At 60.2% G+C, this 23,642-nt stretch carries 24 protein-coding genes; 13 read left to right on the top strand and 11 right to left on the bottom strand.

All coding sequences use genetic code 11. The features are described from left to right. Window positions 1–7 precede the first annotated feature (7 nt). From KVG87_RS08725 to ppk2, 4 genes are all read right to left on the bottom strand, one after another. On the bottom strand, window positions 8–1,381 hold the full coding sequence (locus tag KVG87_RS08725; RefSeq protein ID WP_217850240.1) for a cytochrome ubiquinol oxidase subunit I: 1,374 nt from the start codon (window positions 1,379–1,381) through the stop codon (window positions 8–10). 3 nt (window positions 1,382–1,384) lie between these two features. Then, on the bottom strand, window positions 1,385–1,774 hold the full coding sequence (locus KVG87_RS08720) for a VOC family protein (protein WP_150742611.1): 390 nt from the start codon (window positions 1,772–1,774) through the stop codon (window positions 1,385–1,387). Window positions 1,775–1,797: 23 nt separating this feature from the next. Beyond that, window positions 1,798–2,013 (bottom strand): hypothetical protein, encoded by a 216-nt coding sequence (locus tag KVG87_RS08715; protein WP_217850238.1) that lies wholly within the window; start codon window positions 2,011–2,013, stop codon window positions 1,798–1,800. 611 nt (window positions 2,014–2,624) lie between these two features. After that, window positions 2,625–3,440, bottom strand: a complete 816-nt coding sequence (ppk2, locus tag KVG87_RS08710) for a polyphosphate kinase 2 (protein WP_217850468.1) — start codon at window positions 3,438–3,440, stop codon at window positions 2,625–2,627. Window positions 3,441–3,630: 190 nt separating this feature from the next. Here ppk2 and KVG87_RS08705 point away from each other — a divergent pair, with 190 nt between their 5' ends. The 5 genes from KVG87_RS08705 (at window position 3,631) to msrA (ending at window position 8,235) form a co-directional block, all read left to right on the top strand. Beyond that, window positions 3,631–5,757, top strand: coding sequence for a TonB-dependent receptor family protein (locus KVG87_RS08705; RefSeq protein WP_217850236.1), 2,127 nt, complete (start codon window positions 3,631–3,633; stop codon window positions 5,755–5,757). Window positions 5,758–5,842: 85 nt separating this feature from the next. Next, entirely contained in the window at window positions 5,843–6,202 is a 360-nt protein-coding gene (locus tag KVG87_RS08700) for a hypothetical protein (protein WP_217850234.1), read from the top strand. Window positions 6,203–6,299: 97 nt separating this feature from the next. Beyond that, window positions 6,300–6,761 carry an NUDIX hydrolase gene (locus KVG87_RS08695; RefSeq protein WP_217850233.1) on the top strand — a complete coding sequence of 154 codons (462 nt, stop codon included), beginning with the start codon at window positions 6,300–6,302 and terminating at the stop codon, window positions 6,759–6,761. Window positions 6,762–6,796: 35 nt separating this feature from the next. Further along, window positions 6,797–7,582, top strand: coding sequence for an enhanced serine sensitivity protein SseB (sseB, locus tag KVG87_RS08690; RefSeq protein ID WP_076563246.1), 786 nt, complete (start codon window positions 6,797–6,799; stop codon window positions 7,580–7,582). A 146-nt stretch (window positions 7,583–7,728) separates the two neighbouring features. Next, complete coding sequence (msrA, locus tag KVG87_RS08685) at window positions 7,729–8,235, top strand: peptide-methionine (S)-S-oxide reductase MsrA (protein WP_016774420.1); 507 nt, start codon at window positions 7,729–7,731, stop codon at window positions 8,233–8,235. An 18-nt stretch (window positions 8,236–8,253) separates the two neighbouring features. Here msrA and KVG87_RS08680 read toward each other — a convergent pair whose 3' ends face one another. After that, window positions 8,254–9,471 (bottom strand): MFS transporter, encoded by a 1,218-nt coding sequence (locus KVG87_RS08680; protein ID WP_217850232.1) that lies wholly within the window; start codon window positions 9,469–9,471, stop codon window positions 8,254–8,256. Between the two features lie 130 nt (window positions 9,472–9,601). On the opposite strand from KVG87_RS08680, the gene KVG87_RS08675 reads away from it, so the two are divergent. Beyond that, entirely contained in the window at window positions 9,602–10,225 is a 624-nt protein-coding gene (locus KVG87_RS08675) for a TetR/AcrR family transcriptional regulator (protein WP_217850231.1), read from the top strand. Between the two features lie 5 nt (window positions 10,226–10,230). On the opposite strand, the gene KVG87_RS08670 is transcribed toward KVG87_RS08675, so the two are convergent. Beyond that, entirely contained in the window at window positions 10,231–11,457 is a 1,227-nt protein-coding gene (locus KVG87_RS08670; protein ID WP_217850230.1) for an MFS transporter, read from the bottom strand. Window positions 11,458–11,555: 98 nt separating this feature from the next. On the opposite strand from KVG87_RS08670, the gene KVG87_RS08665 reads away from it, so the two are divergent. Beyond that, window positions 11,556–12,512: a cupin domain-containing protein gene (locus tag KVG87_RS08665; protein ID WP_437180892.1), complete on the top strand. Its 957-nt coding sequence runs from the start codon at window positions 11,556–11,558 to the stop codon at window positions 12,510–12,512. 807 nt (window positions 12,513–13,319) lie between these two features. Here the strand turns inward: KVG87_RS08665 and KVG87_RS08660 are convergent. From KVG87_RS08660 to KVG87_RS08650, 3 genes are read right to left on the bottom strand one after another with little or no spacing between them, the layout of a single operon-like run. Then, window positions 13,320–14,075 (bottom strand): carboxymuconolactone decarboxylase family protein, encoded by a 756-nt coding sequence (locus KVG87_RS08660; RefSeq protein ID WP_437180895.1) that lies wholly within the window; start codon window positions 14,073–14,075, stop codon window positions 13,320–13,322. A gap of 18 nt (window positions 14,076–14,093) precedes the next feature. Next, window positions 14,094–14,531, bottom strand: coding sequence for a cyclophilin-like fold protein (locus tag KVG87_RS08655; RefSeq protein WP_225930811.1), 438 nt, complete (start codon window positions 14,529–14,531; stop codon window positions 14,094–14,096). 24 nt (window positions 14,532–14,555) lie between these two features. Beyond that, window positions 14,556–15,584 (bottom strand): alpha/beta hydrolase, encoded by a 1,029-nt coding sequence (locus tag KVG87_RS08650; protein WP_123442679.1) that lies wholly within the window; start codon window positions 15,582–15,584, stop codon window positions 14,556–14,558. A 134-nt stretch (window positions 15,585–15,718) separates the two neighbouring features. Between KVG87_RS08650 and KVG87_RS08645 the strand changes: the two genes are divergently transcribed. Further along, window positions 15,719–16,627, top strand: coding sequence for a LysR family transcriptional regulator (locus tag KVG87_RS08645; protein WP_217850226.1), 909 nt, complete (start codon window positions 15,719–15,721; stop codon window positions 16,625–16,627). 201 nt (window positions 16,628–16,828) lie between these two features. Here the strand turns inward: KVG87_RS08645 and KVG87_RS08640 are convergent, their stop codons facing one another. Both KVG87_RS08640 and KVG87_RS08635 read right to left on the bottom strand, forming a co-directional pair. Then, entirely contained in the window at window positions 16,829–17,071 is a 243-nt protein-coding gene (locus KVG87_RS08640) for a hypothetical protein (protein WP_217850224.1), read from the bottom strand. 219 nt (window positions 17,072–17,290) lie between these two features. Next, on the bottom strand, window positions 17,291–18,208 hold the full coding sequence (locus tag KVG87_RS08635; RefSeq protein WP_024012668.1) for a LysR substrate-binding domain-containing protein: 918 nt from the start codon (window positions 18,206–18,208) through the stop codon (window positions 17,291–17,293). Between the two features lie 194 nt (window positions 18,209–18,402). Here KVG87_RS08635 and KVG87_RS08630 point away from each other — a divergent pair, with 194 nt between their 5' ends. The 5 genes from KVG87_RS08630 (at window position 18,403) to KVG87_RS08610 (ending at window position 23,463) form a co-directional block, all read left to right on the top strand. Further along, a complete protein-coding gene (locus tag KVG87_RS08630; protein WP_024012667.1) occupies window positions 18,403–19,152 on the top strand; it encodes an SDR family NAD(P)-dependent oxidoreductase in 750 nt (249 codons plus the stop codon). A gap of 100 nt (window positions 19,153–19,252) precedes the next feature. Further along, the gene (locus KVG87_RS08625; RefSeq protein ID WP_095179689.1) at window positions 19,253–20,551 is read left to right on the top strand and encodes an MFS transporter; all 1,299 of its coding nucleotides are present in this window, start codon (window positions 19,253–19,255) and stop codon (window positions 20,549–20,551) included. 17 nt (window positions 20,552–20,568) lie between these two features. Then, complete coding sequence (locus KVG87_RS08620; RefSeq protein WP_217850222.1) at window positions 20,569–21,417, top strand: transketolase; 849 nt, start codon at window positions 20,569–20,571, stop codon at window positions 21,415–21,417. Next, window positions 21,414–22,442 (top strand): transketolase family protein, encoded by a 1,029-nt coding sequence (locus KVG87_RS08615; protein WP_071171997.1) that lies wholly within the window; start codon window positions 21,414–21,416, stop codon window positions 22,440–22,442. Before KVG87_RS08620 ends, KVG87_RS08615 begins: the two co-directional genes overlap by 4 nt. A 61-nt stretch (window positions 22,443–22,503) precedes the next feature. Continuing rightward, window positions 22,504–23,463, top strand: a complete 960-nt coding sequence (locus tag KVG87_RS08610; RefSeq protein WP_217850465.1) for an alpha/beta hydrolase — start codon at window positions 22,504–22,506, stop codon at window positions 23,461–23,463. The last annotated feature ends 179 nt before the right edge of the window (window positions 23,464–23,642 follow it).

Genomic DNA, 23,642 nt, shown 5'->3' with positions numbered 1-23,642 from the left:
CGATTCCTCAGTGCCCGGTTTCGTCGGCAAGGGTGGGCTGCGGCCCGGGTTGGTCCTGCTGCGGCGGCTCGCGCAACAGACGCAGCAACACCCACAGACCGATGCCGAAGATCAGCAGATAAAACAGCAGAATCAGCCACGTCGACCCGACGACTTGAGCCCTGGACACCGACGACAGACTGTCCGCCGTGCGCATCAATCCGTAAACCGTAAACGGCTGTCGCCCCACTTCGGTGACGACCCAGCCGCTGAGCATCGCCAGAAATCCGGCCGGTGCCAGCAGCACGCACGCGCCCAGCCAGCGCCGCGCCGTGTACAGGCGATTACGTCGGCGCAGGATCAGGCTGACCACACCCTGCCCAAGCATCAACAGCCCCAGTCCGACCATCAGCCGAAATGCGAAAAACACCGGCGCCACGGGCGGGATGTCCTCAGCCGGAAATTCATCAAGCGCGGCGATGGTGCTGGTCAGGTCATGCTGCAGGTAGAGGGAACCAATGCGCGGAATCGCCACCTCCCAGTGGTTGCGGCGCTCTTGCATATCCGGCCATGCGAACAGGCGCAGTGGCTCCCCAGCCCCTTGGGCCGGGCGCGTCCATGAGCCTTCGATCGCCGCCACTTTCTGCGGCTGGGCGTGCAAACTGTGCCGGCCATGCAGGTCCCCGACGACAATCTGCACCGGCATCAGCAGCGCTATCACCCACAGTGCCACGGAAAATTGCAGGCGAGCGCGCGGGTTTTTCGGGGCCTTGCGCAATTGCCAGGCACTGATCCCGGCAATCAGCGTCGCGCTGCCGATGAACACGGCGAGCAGCATGTGCGCCAAGCGATAGGGAAACGAAGGATTGAAGATGATTGCCCACCAGTCCTCGGCGAGGAAACGCCCGTCCGCGCCAATCGAATAGCCGGCGGGGGTTTGCATCCATGAGTTGGCGGAAAGAATCCAGAACGCGCTGATCAGCGAGCCCACCGCCACCGCACACGTGGCAAAAAAGTGCAGACGCGGACCGACTTTCTTCAGGCCGAACAGCATGATGCCGAGAAATCCGGCTTCAATGAAAAACGCCGCCATCACTTCATAGAACATCAGCGGGCCGATGACATCACCGGCCTGCACCGACAGCCGCGACCAGTTGAGACCGAACTGATACTCCAGAATCAATCCCGACGCCGTGCCCACTGCGACATTCAGCGCAAACACTTTGAGCCAGTAGCGATAGACATCCAGATAAACCTGACGCCCGGTCCTAAACCACAACGCTTCCAGCACCATGAGGAAATTCGCCAGACCGATGCTGAACGCCGCCAGCACGATGTGGAAGCTGATCGTGATCGCGAACTGGGCGCGGGCGGCCATCAGGGCCGAATCAACAGGCTCCATCCATCAGCCGCTGTAGAACACAGCCAGCTTGTTGCCTTCAGGATCGCGCAGATAGGCCACGTAAAAGTCCGGCGTATAGGCCTCGCGAGTGCCAGGCGCGCCTTCGTCGCTGCCGCCGTGGTCGAGCCCGGCCTTGTGCACCTGATCGACCTTATGCCGCGAGTCGGCGCGAAACGCCGGCATCATGCCGTTGCCGGGTGTCGCCGACTCACCATTGAACGGTTGCGAGATGTGCACACTCCCGGGCCCGTTGGACTTGTCGGCGCAATCGGGCAAGTAGAAACAGTAGTGTTCTTCGCGATCATGCCGGTAGCCAAGCGGCGTCAGGATCGCCTTGTAAAAAGCCGCCGAACGCTCGACATCGTTGGCGCCGATAAACAGATAACTGAGCATGGGATGTCCTCCGATGGCAGCTGTCAGCGCTGTGGCTGTTCCTCGTTCAGGGTAAAAACATTGCCGGCGTCACGCACCAACTGGCGCCATTCGGCACTGGTGATCAGGCCTTGCTCCTCCATCTGATCCGCAGCCTTGAGCAACTCGTCATATTGCTGTTCCGGATCCAGATCGGCCTCGGCCTGCTCCGCCATCCTGCGCCAGGCCGCCAGTGATGCCTTTTTTTTCTGATCGAACATACGGGTATCTCCTGAGGGACTTACCCGGTAGAAAAAACAGCGCGACAGAGGTTCAGGGCAAACGACGGATGGAGGGTTTAAGCGGAATTCTTTTGTAGGAGTGAGCCTGCTCGCGATAGCGATATATCTTTCAAAACATTTGAATGTGCCTCCGTCATCGCGAGCAGGCTCACTCCCACAAAAGCAAAAGCAAAAGCAAAGCAGCGCAGCTGCCCGCGGCGAAGCCGCCCCACTCAACAATGAGCGCAAGCTCGAGTGCTTTTGATCTGGCTTTTGATCCACCGGCGACGTCGGAAGGCTGAGTGGAGGGAGTGATCCGGGCGTGGGAGCGCAGCGACCGTTCGACGAAGTCGAACACAGCGGAAGGAGGTGCAGCGAAGCAAACCGGAGCCGCTGCGCCCGGATCGATCCCGCAGCGAAGGAACCCCGAGCCCGCGAGGGGCCGAACGTAGGAGCAAGCCTTTTCGGTTACCTTTTCGGCGTTTGGAAAAGGTGACTCGCCGTAAGGGCGAAACCGCCAGCCGCAACACCCGAAAAAACGGATATACACCCAAAACCCCAAGAGCCTGGTCGGCCCAAAGGCCGCCAAGCCCCCAAAAACCCCGCAAATGTCAAAACCGCTCCGCCACCCGCTTATACGGATAGTCCGGCTCCCGATACTTGCCCGGCTTCTGCCGTTTCGGCAACTCGACCTTGTCGCGCTTCACCTCTTCATAGGGGATGCGACTGAGCAGATCAGTGATGATGTTCAGCCGTGCACGACGCTTGTCATTGGAGTCGGCAACCCTCCACGGCGCCCAATCGGTGTCCGTATGCTTGAACATCTCGTCCCGCGCCCGTGAGTAGTCATACCAGCGGCTGTAGGATTTCAGATCCATGGGTGTCAATTTCCAGGTCTTGCGCCCGTCATTGATTCGCGCTTCGAGCCGGCGGGTCTGTTCCTCCGGACTGACCTCAAGCCAGTACTTGAGCAGGATCACCCCCGAATCAACGATGGCGTTCTCCACCCAAGGAATCGACTTGAGAAACTTGTCGGCCTGCTCCTCCGTACAAAAACCCATGACCCGTTCGACACCGGCGCGGTTGTACCAACTGCGGTCGAAAATCACCACCTCGCCGCCCGCCGGCAGATGCGGCAGGTAGCGCTGCACATGCATCTGGCTCTTTTCGCGATCGGTTGGCGCCGGCAGTGCCATCACCCGGAACACCCGTGGGCTGACGCGTTCGGTGATCGCCTTGATCACACCGCCCTTGCCTGCACCGTCGCGCCCTTCGAAAACAATACACACCTTGACACCTTTGGCGATGACCCACTCCTGCAGCTTGACCAGTTCAATGTGCAGCTTGCGCAGGTGTTCCAGATAGTCCTTGTTTTTCAAGCGTGGACGTTCGATTGCCTTTGCAGGTTTCTTCTTGTCTTTCGCCATGAACCTGTCCTCGCGCTTCAACAGCCCGCTGAATTTGTTTATTGACCCGAAGGGCCTGATCCGTGAGGTTAGTTCACGCCCGGTTGTTTGCCATTGCCGGGCAAAAAAGCCCTGTCGCCATGTGTTTCCTGAGATTGTTCCGACGTCGCACTGTTCATTGCCCGATCCCCTGTTTGCTGGAGTTTTTTCGATGCCGTCGTCCAAATCATTGCCCACTGCCCTGCTCGGTCTGGCCCTGGCCTGCCCGGCGATGGCCGAGACCCAAGGTCTGGAGCTGGGGCAAGTGCTGATTTCGGCAGATCAGCGCAGTGGCAGCGATGCAGCGGTCGAAGAAGCGCGGCAACGCCTTGAGGAGGTTCCCGGCGGCACCAACGTGGTCGACATGCGCCAGCCGTTGCAGGGCCGCGTTGCCAGCAATCAGGATGTGCTCGCCTATCAGCCGGGGGTGTATGCGCAGTCGGCGGGCAACGAAGGCGTGAAAATTTCCATCCGTGGTTCAGGCATCAACCGCGCGCCCGGCGCCCACGCCTCGGGGCTGTACACGATGCTGGATGGCTTGCCCCTCACCGGCCCCGGCGGCACACCGTATGAATTGCTCGAGCCACTGTGGGTCGAGCATGTCGAAGTGCTGCGCGGCGCCAATGGCTTCGATCGCGGCGCGCTGGCGCTGGGCGGCGCTATCGATTACGTCAGCCACACCGGTTACACCGCGCCAAAGCTGCAAGTGCGCTACGCCACTGGCAGCCATGGCTATCAGCAGCGCCAGGTCAGCTCCGGGCAAGTGCTGGGCGATTTCGATTATTACGTGTCGCTGACCGATGCCAACGCCGACGGCTATCAGGACCACACCGCCAGCGAGAGCAAAGGCCTGATCGCCAACTTCGGCTATCGCTTCAACCCGAATCTGGAAACCCGCTTCTACTTTCGCTATCGCGAAACCGACAACGACCTCGCCGGTCGCGTGACCAAGCATTCCATCGAACACAGCCCACGGGCAGCCAACCCGGCGTATGTGACCCGCGATGACAGCCGCAAGCAGCCCGGCAGTACCTTCATCGGCAACAAGACCACGTTCTACCTCGACGACGATTCGAGCATCCAGACCGGCCTCGTCTACCACGACTACCCGATGGATTTGCGCGAAGGCCCGAACCGGCTGAAGGTGGCTTATACCGACGTTAGCGGCACATTCGACTACAAGCGCCGCGACACTTTGTTCGGGATGGAAAGCCGCAGCAATGTCGGCCTGCGCGTGACCAAGCACCTGCCCAACAATGGCGCCAGCGAGTTCGTGCGCATCCCGAGTGGCAACACCGCCAGCTATGCCGCGGGCACGCGGATGCGCAATTTCACTTATCAGGGTTCGGACACCGTGCTGCATTTCGGTAACGACCTGGAAATTGCCGACGACCTCTGGCTGACCACCGGCCTCGCCGCCATCTACACCCGCCGCGAAAGCGCCGTGACCTATCCGCAGGTCGGCGGCAAAACAAGTCTCAGCGACTGGGACTATGCACCGCGCATCGGCCTGCGCTACCAGATCACCCCCGACGTGCAAGTGTTCGGCAACCTCAGCCGCTCCGTCGAAGCACCGCACCCGTGGTCGCTGATCTACAGCTCCAACGTGCGCTTCCCTGCCGGCAACGGCGCCGCCACCGGCACCCAGCGCGACCCGGTCGAGCTGCAAAACCAGACTGCAACCACTCTGGAACTCGGCGGCCGTGGCGACAGCCATTTGGGCGAATGGAGCCTGGCCTGGTACTTCGCCCAAGTTCGTCACGAACTGCTCTCGGTGCTGCCGGACGCCAACGCCGTCACGCCCTACGAACTCAACGCCAGCCCGACCGTGCACCAGGGCATCGAGGCCAGCCTCAACAGCAAACTCTGGACCGCCGCCGACGGCCGCCAGCTGAGCTTGCGCCAGGCCTACACCTTCAGCGACTTCCACTACCGCGACGACGAACGCTTCGGCGACAACCGCCTGCCGGGCCTGCCGATGCATTATTACCAGGGCGAACTGCGTTACGACTGGCCGCAGGGCTTCTTCGCCGCCGTGAACACGCAACTAGTCTCCAAAGTTGCCGTTGACTACGCCAACAGCTATTACGCCGACCCTTACGCCCTGTTCGGCGCCACCCTGGGCTACAACGCGCCGAAGGGCGACTGGCAAGGTTGGGTGGACATGCGCAACCTGACCGGCAAGCGTTATGCGGCAACGGTCACGTCGGGGTATGACGACAAGGGAGTGGACGCCGCGCGGTCGACCCCGGGTGAAGGTATGGGGGTTTATGTTGGGGTTTCGTGGAGTTTGTTGTGAGCCCTGTTGGCTGTAGACGGACAACTCCAGCCAATCTGCACTACGCTGGCTAGCGATATGAGACAGCTTGCGGAAGGTTCGCTCAATGACAGTCTGCTGCCCTGATTGTGGGTTCACCACCGATAACCTTCCGCCCACGCATAAATGCCCTGAGTGCGGAGAGTTTTCCCACGATTGGTTGATTTACGACTGGGAAGAATTTGTTGCGATCAAACGTCGGCACATCAAGTACAACGTCGCGATTCTTGGGGCATTGCTGATCAATGTGCTTCTGGCCCTCGCGCTTCAGTCCAGCAATGCTTTCCAGTGGTTTCTGACGCTATTGGCGATACCGGCGATCATCAGCTGGCTTCTTTGTCGCAGACAATTGCGGGCGAGGTCAGCATATAAAGGCCATGAATCTGGCGTTGTTTTTCCATGGTTCAGCGGGTTGGGTGGTCTTTAATGGCTGTTCAATAAGGAGCTCTTGCCAGCCCGACGTCCTCTTGCAATACGAATCCGAAACGCAACAAGCAGTGGCAAGCCCTTCAAGGAAGATGTAGATGCGCGAACGCAAAGCAGCACGATTACTGGTCATAAGTCCCTCGCAAGAAGTTCTGCTTTTCAGATTCATCCATGAGAACGGCGCCTTGGCCGGCAGAAATTACTGGGCAACCCCAGGCGGCGGCCTTGAGGCCGGTGAGACATTCCATGACGCTGCAATACGTGAGTTGCGTGAGGAAACCGGTATTGAGGTCCTCACGGTTGACGGACCTGTAGCTCACCGTGATTTTTCCATGCTATTACCCAGCGGCGAAACTGTACTCGCGGTCGAACAATATTTCGTCGTGCATACGCCAAGCGAGCGGCTATCCAGAGCTGGCTGGACTCAGGAAGAAACCGAGGTCATGGCCGATCATCGTTGGTGGTCCGCTGAATCGCTACGAGGCACCGACGATCAGATATGGCCCGAGAGGCTGGATGAAATGCTGGTGAATGCAGGCATCTTCGAGTCGGTCAGGTAATCATCGCTCTCCACTGAAAATAACGGACTGACCTCATGGATACTTCCCAAGAAAACCCATTGGAAACATCACTCCGGCTGGCCGCGGACGAACCCGCGCATCGCCCTGAGTTCTATCACACCCTGCTGGACTCGACCGTCTACATCCTCGGCACCGCCGGTGCGGCGCAAGGCCATGTCAATCTCGAAGCCGGCAGCAATATCAGCATCGCTCATTGGCAGAAGCCCGATGGCACGCCAGTCATTCCGTTCTTCTCCTCACTGCCAACGCTGCAACAATCCATCGACAGCGAGCAGAGCTATGTAGAAATCCCTGCCCGATCATTGTTCGAAATCACGCTGGGCGCGCTGCTCTTTCTCAATCCGAAGTCGCCGTACGGCAAGGAATTCTTTCCGGAGGAAGTGCAACGCCTGCTCTCAGGCGAAATCGGCCGGCCCGCCACGCAGCGTACCGTTGAAAAAGAAACCAACGTCTTGCTTGGACAGCCTTCGGACTACCCATCGACGATGGTCCATTCGCTCTCGCAACTGCTGGCCAAACACGCCAATGTGAAACGCGCGTTCCTGGCGCTGATGCACGACCCCTCGGTTGATGAAAAACCGCACTTGATCGTCGGCATCGAAGCGGATGGCGATATCGAACAGGTCATGCGCGAAGCCGGCAATGTCGCTGCGGACACAGCCCCTGATGGCGGGCCGGTTGATTTTTGCCGCGTGCTGACGGGACAAGCCGGGCTGAGTGATTACTTCCTCAGGGAGACCAAACCGTTCTACGAGCGCAAGTCGCCAAGCAAGCTGCGTTCGTTCTTTGGCTTTGGTTGAATACGATCTGATGAAAATCGCAGTCGCCTGCATGTCGCTTGATCAGCAGGCCAGTGGTCGATTCTGATGAGCGTGACCTTGGATTCTCTCAACCCGCCCTCATAACAGTGGGTATCCCCCCATCGTCTCGAGAGGAAGCACACACCATGACCACTCAAACCGAAACTGCCATTCTCGCCGGCGGCTGCTTCTGGGGCATGCAGGATCTGTTGCGCCGCTATCCGGGTGTGCTGAAAACCCGCGTCGGCTATACCGGCGGCGATGTGCCGAATGCGACCTATCGCAACCACGGCAACCACGCCGAAGCCATCGAGATCGAGTTTGATCCGGCCGTGATCAGCTACCGGCAGATCCTTGAGTTCTTCTTCCAGATCCACGACCCGAGCACGCCTAACCGTCAGGGCAACGATCTTGGCCCGAGCTACCGCTCGGCGATCTACTACCTCAACGACGAGCAGCGTGCCGTCGCTGAAGACACCGCCGCCGATGTAGACGCATCGAAGTTGTGGCCGGGCCGAGTGGTTACGGAAATAGAACCGGCCGGCCCGTTCTGGGAAGCGGAACCCGAGCATCAGGATTACCTGGAGCGGATTCCGAACGGCTACACCTGCCATTTCATCCGGCCTAACTGGAAACTGCCGAAGCGCGGTTGAAGAAACTGCTGGCGGGGTTCAATGCCCCGCCACCACCGAAGCTTCTACAGAGCGCGGGCCCGACTTGAAACCGTGGGCCCGGGCACCCCAGGCAATGGCGAAGGCGATAGCGACCAGTGCCAGCATGGCCCACGGAAATGAGGTAACGCCCCACTGATCGAGCAGCACGCCGCCGACGACACCGCTGCCAGCGATCGCGCTGTTCCACGCCACTACGTTCAACGACAAGGCGACATCCGCTCCGTCGCCCGCCGCATCAGCCAGCGCCGTTTGCAACAGCGTCGCCGCGCCGCCAAAGGTTAAACCCCATGCCGCCACGCCGAGATAAATCACCTCTGGGCTGCCTCCGCCAAATCCCAGCGCCACGCAGACGGCGGCAAAGGTCGCCAAACTCAGCAGAACCGTCGAACGCAGCAGCGGCTCGACCAGCTTCGCCGTCAGCCATATCCCGACCAGAGCGGCGATGCCGAAGCTCAACAACACCACATCCACCCGCTCGGCCATGCCCGCCGGCGCCACGAACGGAGCGATATAGGTGTAGAGAATGTTGTGCGCCAGCATCCAACTGATCACCACTTCTAGCACAGGACGCACGCCCGGGGTAGTCAGGACTTTGCTCAGCGATAGGCGTTGATGGGCCGGCTGCGGCGGGTAGTCGGGCACTTTCACCAGTACCCAGACGATCAGTACCAAGGTCAGCGCCGACATCAGACCGAATGTAGTGCGCCAACCGACCAGCCCACCGAGCCACGTACCCAGAGGCACGCCCAGCGACAGCGCAATCGGTGTGCCGACCATCGCCAGCGCCAACGCCTTGCCCTGCTGTTCGGGCTCAACCATGCGTCGCGCATAGCCGGCCAGCAGACTCCATGCCAGACCCGCCGCAACCCCGGCGAAGAACCGCGCGACCAGCGTCACGCCGTAATGCGACGACAGCGCGGTAATCGAATTGAACAGCAGGAAACCGACAATCGTCAGCAGCAGCACGTTGCGGCGCCGCCAGCCCCGGGTGGCGATGGTCATCGGGATCACCGCCAGTACGGAACCCAATGCGTACGCGGTAACCATTTGCCCGGCCATGGACGGCGAAATCGCCAGGCCTTCACTGATCAACGGCAACAGGCCCGCCGGCAGGGTTTCGGTGACGATGCAGATGAAGCCAGTCATGGCCAGCGCCAGCAAAGCGCCGATGGGCAGACCTTTTGGCGTAGCCGTTAACGTGATTGAAGGTGTCACTGGAAGCTCCTCGAAAAAACCGACTCAGATTTAAATACCGATCGATCTAGATCCTGAGGGTGCATGCGCAGCGTTGTCAACAATTTCTGTATCGACTAGTCTTTATATTAAATCAATGAGGAGTCAGGTCATGGCGAGAACCGGTCGCCCCCGTCAGTTTGATCGCGACGACGCCGTCGATCAGGCTTTGCAACTGTTCTGGCAACACGGCTACGACGCGACATCGCTGGCCCAATTGAAGGCAGGCCTGGGTGGCGGTATCTCTGCACCTAGCTTCTACGCCGCGTTCGGTTCCAAGGAAGCGTTGTTCGATGAATGCGTGCAGCGTTATTTAACCACCTATGCGCAAGTCACCGAGTGCCTGTGGGACGACAGCCTGCCACCACGCCAGGCGATCGAGACCGCTTTGCGCCAGTCGGCACGCATGCAGTGCGACGACACACACCCCAAGGGCTGCATGGTTACCCTCGGCGTCATGAGCGCACCGAGCCCGGAAACCGCCCATGTGGCGCAAGCCCTGACCCACTCAAGGCAGCGCACCCGTGCCGGCATTCAAGCCTGCGTCGAACGCGCTGTGAATGCCGACGAGCTGGCCAGCGGCACAAGTGCGGCGGCGATGGCGACGGTATTCGACAGTTTCCTGCAGGGCATATCCATCCTCGCCAGAGACAACACCGCGCTGGATAACATTGATGCTGCTATCACTCAGGTCATGCAAATCTGGGACATTGCCGCCACGCGTAAGGCGGATTGATCAAATCACAAATGCACCGGTGCCACCGGCGCCGAACCCGGCTCCGGCACATCGACATTGACCTTCAGTGCAATCAGCAGCGCGGCCAGCAACATCAGAATTCCAGCCGCTACAAACACACCATGGATACCGCTGAAACTGAACACCGAACCGCCGGCGGCGGCGCCTGCGGCAATCGCCGACTGCACCGATGCGACGACCATGCCGCCTGCGCTTTCGGCCTGATCGGGTATCGAGCGCGCCACCCAGTTCGACCATGCGACCGGCACGCCACCGAAGGCCATCCCCCACAGCGCCAAGAGCAACGCCTGCCCGGTGAGCGAGGCAGGTAACCCGACCAACGCCAGAGCGGCAACACCCACCAACACCGGCATCAGCACCAGTGTTGCGCGTGGATTGCGCTGCAACAGCCAGCCGGCGAACAGCGTGCCGGCAAAGTTCGCCACGCCGAAACCAAGGAGCATCAGTGCCAGCGTCTGCGGGCCGACGCCGGTGGTGCTTTCCAGAAATGGCCTGATGTAGGTGAACAACGCAAAGTGACCGGTGTGCACCAATACACAGCCAAACATGCCAATGGTAATGCCCGGTCGCAGCAACACCTCAAGCACCGTGCGCAGGCGTGACGGACGATGCGGCGCCAGACTGGGTAGCGTGAATATTTGGAAGACCAGCGTCACCACGCCAACCGCCGCAGCTGCGAAAAACGCACTGCGCCAGCCAAACTGACCGCCGAGATAACTGCCCAATGGCACCGCGACCACGGTCCCCACGGCGATCCCGCTGAAGATGATCGACAGCGCACGCGGCAGCAGCGCCGCCGGCACCAAGCGCATCGCCACGGCCGCCGCCATGCTCCAGAATCCGCCCAGAGCTATGCCCAAAAGGATGCGCATGATCAGCAACACTGCGAGGCTGGACGACAACGCGACCAGCAGATTCGATGCGATCATCAGTGCCGAGAAACCGAGCAAGACCAGGCGCCGATCAAGACTGCGCGTCAATCCAGGTACGAGCAATCCGGCGAACAGCGCCACCACTGCGGTCACCGTCACCGCTTGCCCGGCCAGCGCTTCGCTGACGCCAAGATCGAGCGCCATCGGCGTCAGCAGGCTGGCCGGCAGATATTCCGCCGTGAGCAGACCAAACACACCCATCGCCAGTGAAAACACCGCCATCCACGCAGGCACCAGCGGCTCCCCGTCAGTTCGCCCATCACCTACACGTTCATTCATTTCAAGACTCCCTCGGACATTTCGAGAGGGCAGTCTATTGGCGGCAAACCGGATGATCTATGATGCGCAGTCTTGAACTTTTGATCGAAACCCCGAATATGAGCAGCATTGATTCCTTCTCTGTGTCCTCAGACCTCATCACCGAGTTGCTGCGCAGCATGCGTCTGCGTGGCGTGCAATATCGTCGGATCCACGCCGGTCCGCCGTATGGTCTGGGTTTCAGCGACAAATCGGGCCATGCGTATTTCCACTTCGTCGCCGCTGGATCGACGTTATTGCGACTGGAGGACGGCAGCCTGTACGAGTTGTCAGCAGGCAATGCGGTATTCATTGCTCATGGTGCCGCGCACCAGTTGCTGTCACACGCTGGAGCTGAAGTGCAGGACATTGACAGCGCCGTCGCCGCGCCACTCGGCGATACGGTCTGCGCGATGCAGGTCGGGCACAGCGCCGATTCGCCCGATAACGCCCTGCTCTTCAGTGGCTGTATGGAGTTCGAACTCGGCAGCCTGCAAGGCCTCGGTCGGCTGATGCCGGGTCTTATGCTGATCGACGCCGGCGGCCAGCGTTATCCGGGACTCATGCCGATTCTCGCGACCATGGAACGCGAAGTCAGCGCAGCGCGCATTGGCTTTGCCGGCATTCTCGCGCGCCTTGCCGACGTAGTGGCGGCAATGATTGTTCGCGGCTGGGTCGAATGCGCTTGCGGCAATGCCTCCGGTCTCGTCGCCGCCCTGCGCGACCCTCGCCTGGCGCAGGCCTTGCTGGCCCTGCACCAACAACCGGGGCGCGACTGGAGCGTCGCCGAACTGGCAACGCTGTGCAACACCTCACGTTCGGCCTTCGCCGAACGCTTCCAGACCACCCTCGGCACCCCGCCGCTGCGCTACGCCACCGAACTGCGCATGCGCCTGGCCAGTCAGTGGCTGACCCTGGAGAGACTGCCAATCGAAGAAGTGGCGCAGCGCTTGGGCTACACCTCCCAAGCGGCATTCAGTCGTGCGTTCAAGCGGATAACGGGAAGCTCACCGGGAGCGAGTCGGCGCCAGCGCTGAAGACGAGAATCGCCGTAACAGAGCCGCTCTCATTATGTGCCCCCCCCCCCCAGATTCTGCCCAACACCGCGCTCGCCCGCTCACGGATAACCGAGCCTACGAGACACAGCGCTTTTGCCTACAAATCTTACGGAAGTCGCTGTCTTGCCGGCTTACCCTCCGCAATTTATCGTTTCCCCGTCGCCACCTGAGAGTTGAAAGCGCTGGGCACATTCGACTTTGTGCAAACAGGTCAGACGAAAAAGGTGTTGTTGACGTATCCGTCACTCCTACCTAATCTGCTCCCATCCCGCCCAAGGCAGTACGCCGTTCTAATCATCCAGAACATGCCAAACCCTTGGGCGTTTTTTTAGGTAAAAAACATGCCCACTGCGGTGTTGGTCGATGGCGCCTTTTTCATCAAACGCTTTCGACGAATCGAACCTCAAAACGCCTTCAACGCTGAACGCGCGGCCGATCTGGTCCATCGATGGGCAACCGCCCACCTCCTCAATAAAACCTTGACCCGTCCAACGGGCGCCATTCGAGAGCTACGACAACGAGCCAGGAAAGAGCTTTACCGTATCTTCTTTTATGACTGCCCCCCACTGGACACCAAACAGCACAACCCAATAAGCAAAAAAGCTGTGGATTTTTCCAGGTCCAGGGAGGCGGCATTTCGCAAAGAGCTGCACTCCAGACTGCGAAGTAAACGTAAGCTGGCGTTACGACTTGGACATCTGTCGAAGGATGTCAGATGGACCATCAAACCCGCAAAAATCGCTGAGCTGTTGAAAGGCAAAATCCAGATGACTGACCTTATGGACTTCAGCCCCCCAATTTCCCCAGCCCCGCGCCCACCCGCTCAGCAGCCTGCAAATCCCCACGCGCCTCCAACTCCTGCGCCACTCGCCGCAACTGCTCAACCGTCAATCCCACATTCAGACTGATCTTCAAATGCGACTCCAGCTGTGATTCCACCCCAGCCATTGCCGCCAGCGCACCAACCGTCGCCAGTTCCCGATCCGTCCATGCCAGGTTGTCACGGGCGAAGATGTCACCGAACAAGTGCACCTTCAAAAACTGATCGATCGCCGGGGCGAATTCGAACAGGGGGCCGGACACTGGCGCACCGACCAGACGAGTCTGATTGTCGGTGCCGAGTTCGGTGAGCGCATATCCCGACGGAACCGGACCCGGCTCGCGTCCCGGCACGTCTTCGATGCCCCGAGCAGCGCGTTCCTGCAAAACCTTCATCAGCAATGACAAGGCGTTGAGGCTGCGAGGGAACCCGGCGTAGGCGTACAGCTGCACCAGAATTTCCTTGGTCTCGCTGATGCTCAGCCCGGCATCGAGACCACGATTGAGTGCGTCGTGCAGACGCGGCATGTCGCCGATTGCAGCGTTGGCGGCAATCGGGGCGATCGCCAGTTGTTTAGGCGTCAGAGGCTGTTCTTGCATGATCGGTTTCTCCGGTGATCGGGAAGGATTGGCGCAGAGGGGATTCACGCAGGCTGCACTGGCAAGGACCGCGCAGCCGAGGGCCGCGATGCGCAGAAGGCGCGGCTGATGCAGGGTTTTCAGCTTCATCAATGAATCTCCTCACTCATCCAGCGTGAACGTCACCCGCACATCGCCGCGCCCCAAGACTTCGGCCAAGTCCTGCGGGCGTTCGATGCGGCCAAGACGCGAATAGCGGTAGGACGAATCGAAGGTTTTGTAGAAGACCACCAACGTATCGTCGCCATACAAAAGGAAATCGCCGTTGTGGATCGTGCCCGGCCGGTAGGACTGGGTGGGCAATGGCGGCTGCACGGTGGCGTATTTTTCATTGCCGTGCAGGTCGGTCATTTCCAGGCTTAGCGGCAATCGCGTGAGCAATTGCCGCGTACTCGGGTTGTCATCCAGTGCAATGGCAAAACGCTGTTCTCCGACGGTCATCCACATCCTGCTGGCCTCCATAGCGGTCGGTGCAGACAGAGCAACGGGCAGCCATGCCATCAGTACGAATCCCTTCCAGCCGTTGGCAAAAGTCCGCATCGCTTTGCTCCGTCGCGTTGAAAGTTACTTCAGGTTGCTCTTGAAGAACTGCGTCAGCTTGGCAAAAGGAATCAGCTCGACCCGGTCGTACAGATCGACATGGCCTGCGTTCGGCACAATCACCAGTTCTTTCGGCTGCCCCGCCAACCGGAACGCCTCTTCGCTGAACTCACGGGAGTGCGCGTCGGCACCGGCAATAAACAACATCGGGCGCGGCGAGATGCTCTCGATATCGACGAACGGATAGAAGTTCATGAACTTGGTGTTGCTGCTCAGCGTCGGACGCGTGGTCTGTTGCGGCGTCGAGCTGGCCGGGGTGAATTCGCCGCGCGGGGTGCGGTAGAAATCGAAGAATTCACGCTGGATCGGATGGGTGTCGGCCTTCAGTTCCAGCACCGTGCCGCCGGTGTATTCGACCTTGCCGCCAGTAAACTCGGCGTAACGCTGCTCGGCCGCTTGCGCAATGATCTGCTTGCGCTGCGCAAGGCTTTGCGAGTGCTTGAGGCCATCACGGTTGGCCGCGCCCATGTCGTACATGCTGACCGTGGCGATGGCTTTCATGCGTGGGTCGATTTTCGCCGCGCTGATCACGAAGCTGCCGCTACCGCAGATGCCCAACACGCCGATGCGCTCGCGGTCGATGAATGGCCGTGTGCCGAGGTAATCGACGGCCGCGCTGAAGTCTTCGGCATACATGTCCGGCAGCACGGCATTGCGCGGCGCGCCCTCGCTTTCGCCCCAGAACGACAGATCCAGCGACAGGGTGACAAAGCCCTGCTCCGCCAGTTTCTGCGCATACAGATTGGAGCTCTGCTCCTTTACCGCGCCCATCGGATGGCCAACGATAATCGCCGCGCTGCGCGCTGCCGGGTCGAGTCCTTTGGGGACAAACAGGTTGCCGACCACGGTGAGTTGATATTGGTTTTTGAAGCTGACCTTCTGCACGGTCACCTTGTCACTTTTGAAGAAATTGTCGGCACCGTGGGACATGTCAGCTCCGAATGCAGTGAATGAACTCAGGAGAAACCCGAGCAGTATGAACAGTCGTTTCATGGGGGCGTCCTTGATCGAGAAGCCAGGCGTGGCCGGGATGAAGGTATTGTTGCGCAGGCTCGAGGCTTTGATTAGCTAATGAGTGCTTAATGCGGTTATAAACACTGCTAATCAATAAACCCGAGCGCGCACCCATGGCCAAACCCAATTTCAACGACCTGCTCGCCTTCGTCACCGTTGCCCGCAGCGGCAGTTTCACCCGCGCGGCGGTGCAACTGGGCGTGACGCAATCGGCGGTGAGCCAGGTAGTCTCGGCGCTGGAAGCGCGCCTGAAAATTCGCCTGCTGACCCGCACTACGCGCAGCGTGTCACTGACCGCGGCCGGCGAACGCTTGCTGCACACCGTGGGTCATCGTTTCGATGAAATCGAAGCCGAGCTGGACGCGCTGACCGAGTTGCGCGACAAGCCCGCTGGCACGGTGCGCATCACCTGCGGCGACAACATCATCAAGACCACTCTGCTGCCGAAGCTGACACCGCTGCTGCTGCAGTACCCGGACATCAAACTGGAGTTCGATATCAACTACGGTTTCCGCGACATCGTTGCCGACCGCTTCGATGCCGGCGTGCGTTTCAGCGATACCGTCGCCCAAGACATGATCGCCGTACCGATCGGCCCGCCGCTGCGCATGGCCGTGGTCGCGTCGCCCGGCTACTTCGCCCAGAACCCCGCCCCGCACCATCCGCGCGATCTGGCGGCGCACCGTTGCATCGACATCCGCTTTCCGACCTACGACGGCGTCGATGCCTGGGAATTCGAGCGTCAGGGCAAAAAGCTGAAAGTACGGGTCGACGGCCAACTGGTGTTCAATTCCACCGTGCACATCGCCGACGCCGCTGTGAACGGGTTAGGGATTGCCTACCTGCCTGAAGACGAGTTCGGTGCGCATCTGGCTGAAGGGCGTTTGGTCAGAGTGCTGGAAGACTGGTGCGAACCGTTCGGCGGCTTCCACCTGTACTACCCAAGCCGCCGCCAACCGTCGCCGGCGTTTTCACTGGTGGTGGATGCGTTGCGCGTGGTGAGAGACCCAGCCCCTTTGTAGGAGCGGGCCAGCTCGCGATAGCGTCGGCACATCCAATAGAATAAGTGCCTGACCCAGCGCTTTCGTGAGCAGGCTCACCCCCACAGGGTTTTGCGGCAGATCCCGAAAATCAATCGATTCACAAATCCAAGGTGGGAGCGAGCCTGCTCGCGAAGACGCCAGCCCAGGCAAATCATCTCTGCATGCCACCCCGCGCGCGCCTCACAACTTCGACACATCCCCGGTAGCCTCGGCAATCGTCGCCAAGGTTTCCTCCATGCTGGCGATGTCTTCATGCAGCTTTTGAAACACCAGATCCAGCGACTCGGGAGCGTCCACGGTCTGATGGCCACGCAGCGACTCGACGCTATCGCCCTCCACGTGCTGAAGAATGTCCACGCTTTCTCGCAGTGCCAATAGCTGATCAAAGATCGCGGCAATCTGCGCCTGGCTGCGGGTGCTCATCGCTGCCCCGGCTTACAGATCAGTGATCCCCATCCCAGACGTGCAATGACCATAAATCAGACCCTCGTGAAGAAACGATGAACACAGAGCAGAACAGGCGGCTCAACCTTCGGTTTTTCGCGGGCGGCGCGCGGTAAAGTGCGTTCTTGCGTGAATGATCAAGACCGATAATGGATTGACCTTGAGCGGTTCAGAGAGTTTGAAAGAATTGATCCCGACTCAATAAGCGAACTCATGCCCCAATTCGCTCTCCATCCACGCCAGAAAACGCCTGACCCGTGGGAAGCTGGAATGCGCTTTGGGGAATACCAGATGGTGCGCCGCCACCGCAGCACTCAGTGATTCAGGCGCGACTTCAACCAGCGTGCCCGCGGCCAGATACTTCTGCGCCAGCAGTGTGCTTTCCAGTGCGAAACCCAGGCCGTGACTCGCGGCTTCCAGCGACATGTATGAACGATCGAAGCTCAATGCGTAAGGCCGTTCCGGACGCGCCAAGCCATGTTGGGCAAACCATTGCGGCCATTTGAGCAGGGTGGCTTCCGACAGAATCAGATCGCACTCCAGCAGATCCGCCGCGCCGCGCACCGGGCGTTGCGCGAGCAGTTTCGGTGAAGTCAGCACCGCGAACGTCTCGTTCCTGACCGTGCGCACCTCATAGCTTGGCCAGTTCGGCAGACCATGGCGGATATCGACGTCGATCTTGTCGCGACTGAAGTGCAGCGATTCATAGGAGCACGACAGATTGATCTGTATGTCCGGATGACTCGCACGAAACGCTTCCAGGCGCGGCATCAGCCAGAGCAGGCCGAAGCTTGGCGATGAGTGCAAGCGCAGGCAATCGAGGCTGACATCGCTGGCCGCACGCTCGGTGGCAACGGCGAGACTGTGCAGAATCCCGGAGACTTCCTTGAGGTATTGCTCGCCGACCGGCGTCAGCGAGACGCCACGGGCAGCACGGACGAATAATTGCCGGCCGATCATCCCTTCCAGTTTCGCCAGTTGATGGCTGACTGCCGAGGGTGTCAGGTCCAGCACTTCCGCCGCTCTGGCGACGTTGCCGAAGCGCGCGGTTTGTTCGAAGGCCTGAATTGCTTTCAGCGGTGGCAGGATGATCGATGCCTCAGTGTCTGAGCGCATGGGGACTCCGTGGTGATTTCTTGTGATGTACGGACCGGTTTCATTCAAGCATTTGCGAAACGGCCTGACGAGTGCTGAATTTTTTTCAGCATTGAGTGACTTCCGCGTTATTGCTCACGCTCGCCCCGGAGGACAAGCTGAGTCATCGGTTACTTACACACCGACCCAATAAAAACAATTCGAGGGAATCCTCCATGCTTCTTCAAGGCAAAGTCGCAATCATTACCGGTGCCGCATCTGCCCGTGGCATTGGCCGCGCTACCGCCAGTACATTTGCGCAACACGGCGCTCGCGTGGTCATCCTCGATCTGGATGCATCCGCAGCACGTGACGCCGCCGCAGCACTGGGCGAAGGTCATCTGGGCCTGGCGGCCAACGTGGCCGACGAAGCGCAGGTTCAGCAAGCCGTCGCCGCCATCATCGAGCACTTCGGGCGCATCGATATCCTCGTCAACAACGCCGGTATCACCCAGCCACTGAAGACTCTGGATATTCGTCCTTCGGACTACGACAAAGTGCTGGACGTCAGCCTGCGCGGCACTTTGCTCATGTCCCAGGCGGTGATTCCGCTGATGCGCCAACAGTCTTCCGGCAGTATCGTCTGCATGTCGTCGGTGTCGGCCCAGCGCGGCGGCGGCATCTTCGGCGGTCCGCATTACAGCGCGGCCAAGGCCGGTGTGCTGGGGCTGGGCAAGGCCATGGCGCGGGAATTGGGGCCGGACAACATCCGCGTCAACTCCATCGCACCGGGGCTGATTCACACCGACATCACCGGCGGCCTGATGCAGGATGAACGCCGCCACGCCATCATCGAAGGCATTCCGCTCGGGCGCCTGGGTCAAGCGCAGGACGTCGCCAACGCCGCGCTGTTTCTGGCCAGCGACCTGTCCGCTTATCTGACCGGCATCACCCTCGATGTGAACGGCGGCATGCTGATTCACTGAGTAACTCTGGGCGGGCCTGCGTGGCCCGTGCGGTTCTGGATCGATGACGCAGCCGGGCCTGATGGCCTGGCGGTCAATAAAAACAAGAGATCAGACCATCATGACTACCCTGTCGCTCGAAGCGGTTTCGACCGTGCGTTCTTCTGCCTATCGCAAAACGGCCTGGCGGCTGATGCCGTTCCTGATGCTGTGCTACCTGTGCGCCTATTTGGACCGGGTCAACGTCGGTTTCGCAAAGCTGCAAATGATGAACGATCTGGCCCTCAGCGAAACGGTCTACGGACTGGGCGCGGGGGTGTTTTTCATCGGCTATTTCCTCTGCGAAGTGCCCAGCAACATCATCCTGCACAAGGTCGGCGCGCGAGTGTGGATTGCGCGGATCATGATCACCTGGGGCATCGTCTCGGCGCTGTTCGCCTTCGTTGAAACCGCCTGGCAGTTCTATGCCCTGCGCTTTCTCCTGGGGATTGCCGAAGCCGGTCTGGCGCCGGGCCTGCTGCTCTACCTCACCTACTGGTTTCCGTCCTATCGGCGGGCGCGCATGACCGTGTTGTGGTTTATCGCCATTCCGCTGTCAGGCATGGTCGGTGGCCCGCTTTCGGGCTGGATCATGAACCACTTTGCCGGTGTGCACGGCTGGGCCGGCTGGCAGTGGATGTTCGTTTTGGAAGCGGTGCCCACGGTCATCGTCGGCCTGCTGGTGCTGAGTTATCTGAAGGACGGCGTGCATCAGGCGACCTGGCTCAATGACGAGGAAAAAGCGCTGATCACTCGCGAGCTGGCCGAAGACGACCAGCAAAAGGTCACCCATGCCTCGGTCGGCGAGTTCATTCGCGACCGGCGCTTGTGGCTGCTGGCGGCGATCTACTTCTGTGTGGTCATGGGCCAATATGCGATCACCTTCTGGCTGCCGACACTGGTGCGCAATGCAGGTGTTTCCGACCCGCTGCACATCGGTTTCCTGACCAGCCTGCCCTATCTGTGCGCCATCGCCGCCATGCTCCTGGTCGGCCGTAGTGGCGACAAACATCGCGAGCGCCGCTGGCACCTGATCGTGCCGATGATCGCCGGCGCGATCGGTTTGAGCCTGGCAGCGCTGATGGGCGGCAACCCGACCTTGTCGATCCTCAGCCTGTGCCTGGCCGCCTCCGGCATTCTCTCCGCCACCTCGTTGTTCTGGATGCTGCCCACCACGCTGCTTGGCGGGGTGTCTGCGGCCGCCGGCATCGCCGCGGTCAACAGCTTCGCCAACCTCGCCGGGTTCTGCTCGCCTTATCTGATCGGCTGGATCACCACCCTGACCGGTTCCAGCGCCATCGGCATGTACCTGATTACCGGCGTGCTGTTCCTCGGCGCGAGCCTGGTCCTGCGTATTCCTGCCGCTTTGGTCAATCGTTGAGTCAACGGAGTTTCATCATGACGACTAATCTTGCACACGCTGCATCGCTGAGCCTGACCCAGCGCGCGCACAACATTCGCCGCCATGCACTGCGCATGGGCCAGGTTCAGGGCCAGGGCTATGTGGGCCAGGCGCTCGGCGCGGCTGACCTGCTGGCGGTGTCTTACTTTCATGCGATGAACCATCGCCCGACAGATCCCGAATGGGAGCAACGCGATCGCTTCTATCTCTCCATCGGCCACTACGCCATCGCGCTGTACGCAGCGCTGATCGAAGCCGAGATCATTCCGCTCGACGAGCTGGAAACCTACGGCTCGGATGACAGCCGCCTGCCGATGTCGGGCATGGCCGCCTACACCCCGGGGATGGAAATCACCGGCGGCTCGCTAGGTCAGGGCCTGGGTATCGCGGTCGGTGCCTGCCTGGGCCTCAAGCGCAAAGGCTCTGCCTCGTTCGTCTACAACCTGCTGTCCGATGGCGAACTCAATGAAGGCTCGACCTGGGAAGCGGTGATGTCGGCTTCGCACTGGCAGCTCGACAACCTGATCGCCATCGTCGACGTCAACAACCAGCAGGCCGACGGTTACTCCAGCGAGATTCTTTCGTTCGAACCCATTGTCGATCGCTGGCAAGCCTTCGGCTGGTTCACCCAGCGCGTCGACGGCAATGACCTCGACGCCCTGATCGCTGCATTCGATGCCGCGCGCAATCACCCCGGCGGGCAACCGCGCGTGATCATCTGCGACACGAAAATGGGCAAAGGCGTGCCGTTTCTGGAGAACCGGGAGAAGACCCACTTCATTCGCGTCGAAGAGCACGAATGGGACCTGGCACTGAGCAACCTTGAAGAAGGAAAAGACCAATGAGCAACGCCGCCAACACTGCGCCTTCGACTGCTACTGGCGCGCCGGTGAAAAAGCGCCTGACCACCTCGGCGATGATTGCCTCGATTGCCTCCGAGGGCCAGGCGACCCGCTCGGCACCGTTCGGCCATGCGCTCGCAGCGCTGGCAGACCAGCGCGCGGACATCGTCGGTCTCTCTGCGGACCTGTCCAAGTACACCGACCTGCACATTTTCGCCAAGGCGCATCCGGAGCGTTTCTATCAGATGGGCATGGCCGAACAGTTGCTGATGAGCGCTGCGGCGGGCATGGCGCGTGAGGGTTTCGTGCCGTTTGCCACCACCTACGCGGTGTTCGCCTCGCGCCGCGCTTACGACTTCATCTGCATGGCCATCGCCGAGGAAAACCTCAACGTCAAAATCGTCTGCGGCCTGCCCGGCCTCACCACGGGTTACGGGCCGAGCCATCAGGCCACCGATGATCTGGCTATTTTCCGCGCTATGCCCAATCTGATGATTGTCGACCCGTGCGATGCGCTGGAAATCGAACAGGCCGTGCCGGCCATCGCCGCTCATCAAGGCCCGGTCTATATGCGTTTGCTGCGCGGCAATGTGCCATTGGTGCTGGACGAGTACGGTTATAAATTCGAGATCGGCAAGGCCAAGACTCTGCGCACGGGCAACGACGTGCTGATCATCTCCACCGGGCTGATGACTATGCGCTCACTGGAAGCGGCCAAGCAATTGCAGGCCGACGGCATTGATGTGGCCGTGCTGCACGTGCCGACCATCAAGCCGCTGGATGAACAAACCATTCTCGCCGAAGCGCGTAAATCCGGGCGTCTGGTGGTCACCGCCGAGAACAGCTCGATCATCGGCGGCTTGGGTGAGGCGGTTGCCGGGTTGTTGTTGCGCAATGGCGTGACGCCCACCTTCAGGCAGATCGCGTTGCCCGACGCGTTCCTTGACGCCGGCGCCCTGCCTACGCTGCATGATCGCTACGGCATTTCGACGCCGGCCGTTTGCGCGCAGATCAAAGCCTGGCTGTAACTCCACCGTGAGCGGCGCCTCCATCCGAGGCGCTCGTTCATTCGCAACCAGGAGGCAGAACGTGAAAGCACATGAACTGCTGGATCCCGACTTCAAAAGCTTTTTAACTCCCGGCGCAGAAGCCTGGACGTTGGAAACGCTGCCCGCGATCAGGGAACGTGTTCACGCGACATTCAAATCCCGAGAACAAGCGCTCGGAGAAAACCTATGGATCAAGGCCCACGACGGTGAGAATTTGCGCCTGTGTCTTTACCGGCCCGCCGCCGCAGCAGCGGACGGTAATTTTGCGGTGATCCTGTACATCCACGGTGGAGGTTTCGTCCTCGGTTGCCCCGAAATGGCCGATGACTATCTGGCTGACCTCGCCGAAAAACTTCAAGCGATCATCGTCGCCGTCGATTACCGTCTCGCGCCAGAGCACCCCTTCCCTGTTCCTCTGGAGGATTGCTACACGGCCCTCGGCTGGGTTTTCGCCCACCGGCAAACGCTCAATATTGACGCCGACAAAGTAATCGTCATGGGCCACAGTGCCGGCGCCGGGCTGGCAGCAGCGCTGGCCATTGCGGCGCGGGATCGCGGCGAGTATTCCATCGCCAGTCAGGTGCTGGTTTATCCGATGCTCGATCACCGTTCGGGCAGCGCGGCCTCGCCTCAGCAGAACAGCACGACCGGCGTGATTGGCTGGCCGGCGCAGGCCAACCAGTTTTGTTGGGAGTGCCTGCGCGCTGACCAAGCGCTGGATGATCTGCCAATTGGCTGGTTTTCGCCGGCCCTGCAAGACGATCTGCGTGACTTGCCACCGACGTTTTTGGCCGTCGGCGCGCTGGATCTGTTTCTGGAAGAGGACGTTGCATTTGCCCTGCGCCTGTCCCGCGCCAGGGTTGCCGTCGAACTGCATGTCTACCCTGGGGCGCCACATATGTTCGATCAGTGCACCGGCAGTGTTAGCGATCAGTCTGCGCAGGATATCGTCCGATCACTTCGGCGATCGATAGCTAGCGCATTAACTGCTGAGGGATAGAAAGAACAGCTGAAACGGTACAACGGGATTTCTTATACAAAGCCTTCCTCCCCTCCTACGCTTTTTGATTAATACCTTCGCAGACAGGCAACTGCGGAGGGTGGCCTGCGCTTTGAGAAATTCAATATCGCTTAGCCATCGCTCTCCTCGATTCCGCCCGGATATTTTCCAGCGTCTCT

The organism is Pseudomonas siliginis, from assembly GCF_019145195.1.
Lineage (GTDB): Bacteria > Pseudomonadota > Gammaproteobacteria > Pseudomonadales > Pseudomonadaceae > Aquipseudomonas > Aquipseudomonas siliginis.
Note: the sequence above shows the minus strand (reverse complement) of the source record. Positions and strands in the feature narration are given on the sequence as shown.

Excerpts from the sequence above, each read along its gene's own strand:
- KVG87_RS08715 (WP_217850238.1), bottom strand. The coding sequence starts at position 2,013 with ATGTTCGATCAGAAAAAAAAGGCATCACTGGCGGCCTGGCGCAGGATG.
- KVG87_RS08615 (WP_071171997.1), top strand. The coding sequence starts at position 21,414 with ATGAGCAACGCCGCCAACACTGCGCCTTCGACTGCTACTGGCGCGCCG.
- KVG87_RS08705 (WP_217850236.1), top strand. The coding sequence starts at position 3,631 with ATGCCGTCGTCCAAATCATTGCCCACTGCCCTGCTCGGTCTGGCCCTG.
- KVG87_RS08645 (WP_217850226.1), top strand. The coding sequence starts at position 15,719 with ATGGCCAAACCCAATTTCAACGACCTGCTCGCCTTCGTCACCGTTGCC.
- KVG87_RS08630 (WP_024012667.1), top strand. The coding sequence starts at position 18,403 with ATGCTTCTTCAAGGCAAAGTCGCAATCATTACCGGTGCCGCATCTGCC.
- sseB (WP_076563246.1), top strand. The coding sequence starts at position 6,797 with ATGGATACTTCCCAAGAAAACCCATTGGAAACATCACTCCGGCTGGCC.
- KVG87_RS08670 (WP_217850230.1), bottom strand. The coding sequence starts at position 11,457 with ATGAATGAACGTGTAGGTGATGGGCGAACTGACGGGGAGCCGCTGGTG.
- KVG87_RS08635 (WP_024012668.1), bottom strand. The coding sequence starts at position 18,208 with ATGCGCTCAGACACTGAGGCATCGATCATCCTGCCACCGCTGAAAGCA.
- KVG87_RS08695 (WP_217850233.1), top strand. The coding sequence starts at position 6,300 with ATGCGCGAACGCAAAGCAGCACGATTACTGGTCATAAGTCCCTCGCAA.
- KVG87_RS08675 (WP_217850231.1), top strand. The coding sequence starts at position 9,602 with ATGGCGAGAACCGGTCGCCCCCGTCAGTTTGATCGCGACGACGCCGTC.
- msrA (WP_016774420.1), top strand. The coding sequence starts at position 7,729 with ATGACCACTCAAACCGAAACTGCCATTCTCGCCGGCGGCTGCTTCTGG.
- KVG87_RS08650 (WP_123442679.1), bottom strand. The coding sequence starts at position 15,584 with ATGAAACGACTGTTCATACTGCTCGGGTTTCTCCTGAGTTCATTCACT.
- KVG87_RS08625 (WP_095179689.1), top strand. The coding sequence starts at position 19,253 with ATGACTACCCTGTCGCTCGAAGCGGTTTCGACCGTGCGTTCTTCTGCC.
- KVG87_RS08665 (WP_437180892.1), top strand. The coding sequence starts at position 11,556 with ATGAGCAGCATTGATTCCTTCTCTGTGTCCTCAGACCTCATCACCGAG.
- KVG87_RS08725 (WP_217850240.1), bottom strand. The coding sequence starts at position 1,381 with ATGGAGCCTGTTGATTCGGCCCTGATGGCCGCCCGCGCCCAGTTCGCG.
- KVG87_RS08700 (WP_217850234.1), top strand. The coding sequence starts at position 5,843 with ATGACAGTCTGCTGCCCTGATTGTGGGTTCACCACCGATAACCTTCCG.
- KVG87_RS08620 (WP_217850222.1), top strand. The coding sequence starts at position 20,569 with ATGACGACTAATCTTGCACACGCTGCATCGCTGAGCCTGACCCAGCGC.
- ppk2 (WP_217850468.1), bottom strand. The coding sequence starts at position 3,440 with ATGGCGAAAGACAAGAAGAAACCTGCAAAGGCAATCGAACGTCCACGC.
- KVG87_RS08640 (WP_217850224.1), bottom strand. The coding sequence starts at position 17,071 with ATGAGCACCCGCAGCCAGGCGCAGATTGCCGCGATCTTTGATCAGCTA.
- KVG87_RS08655 (WP_225930811.1), bottom strand. The coding sequence starts at position 14,531 with ATGCGGACTTTTGCCAACGGCTGGAAGGGATTCGTACTGATGGCATGG.
- KVG87_RS08720 (WP_150742611.1), bottom strand. The coding sequence starts at position 1,774 with ATGCTCAGTTATCTGTTTATCGGCGCCAACGATGTCGAGCGTTCGGCG.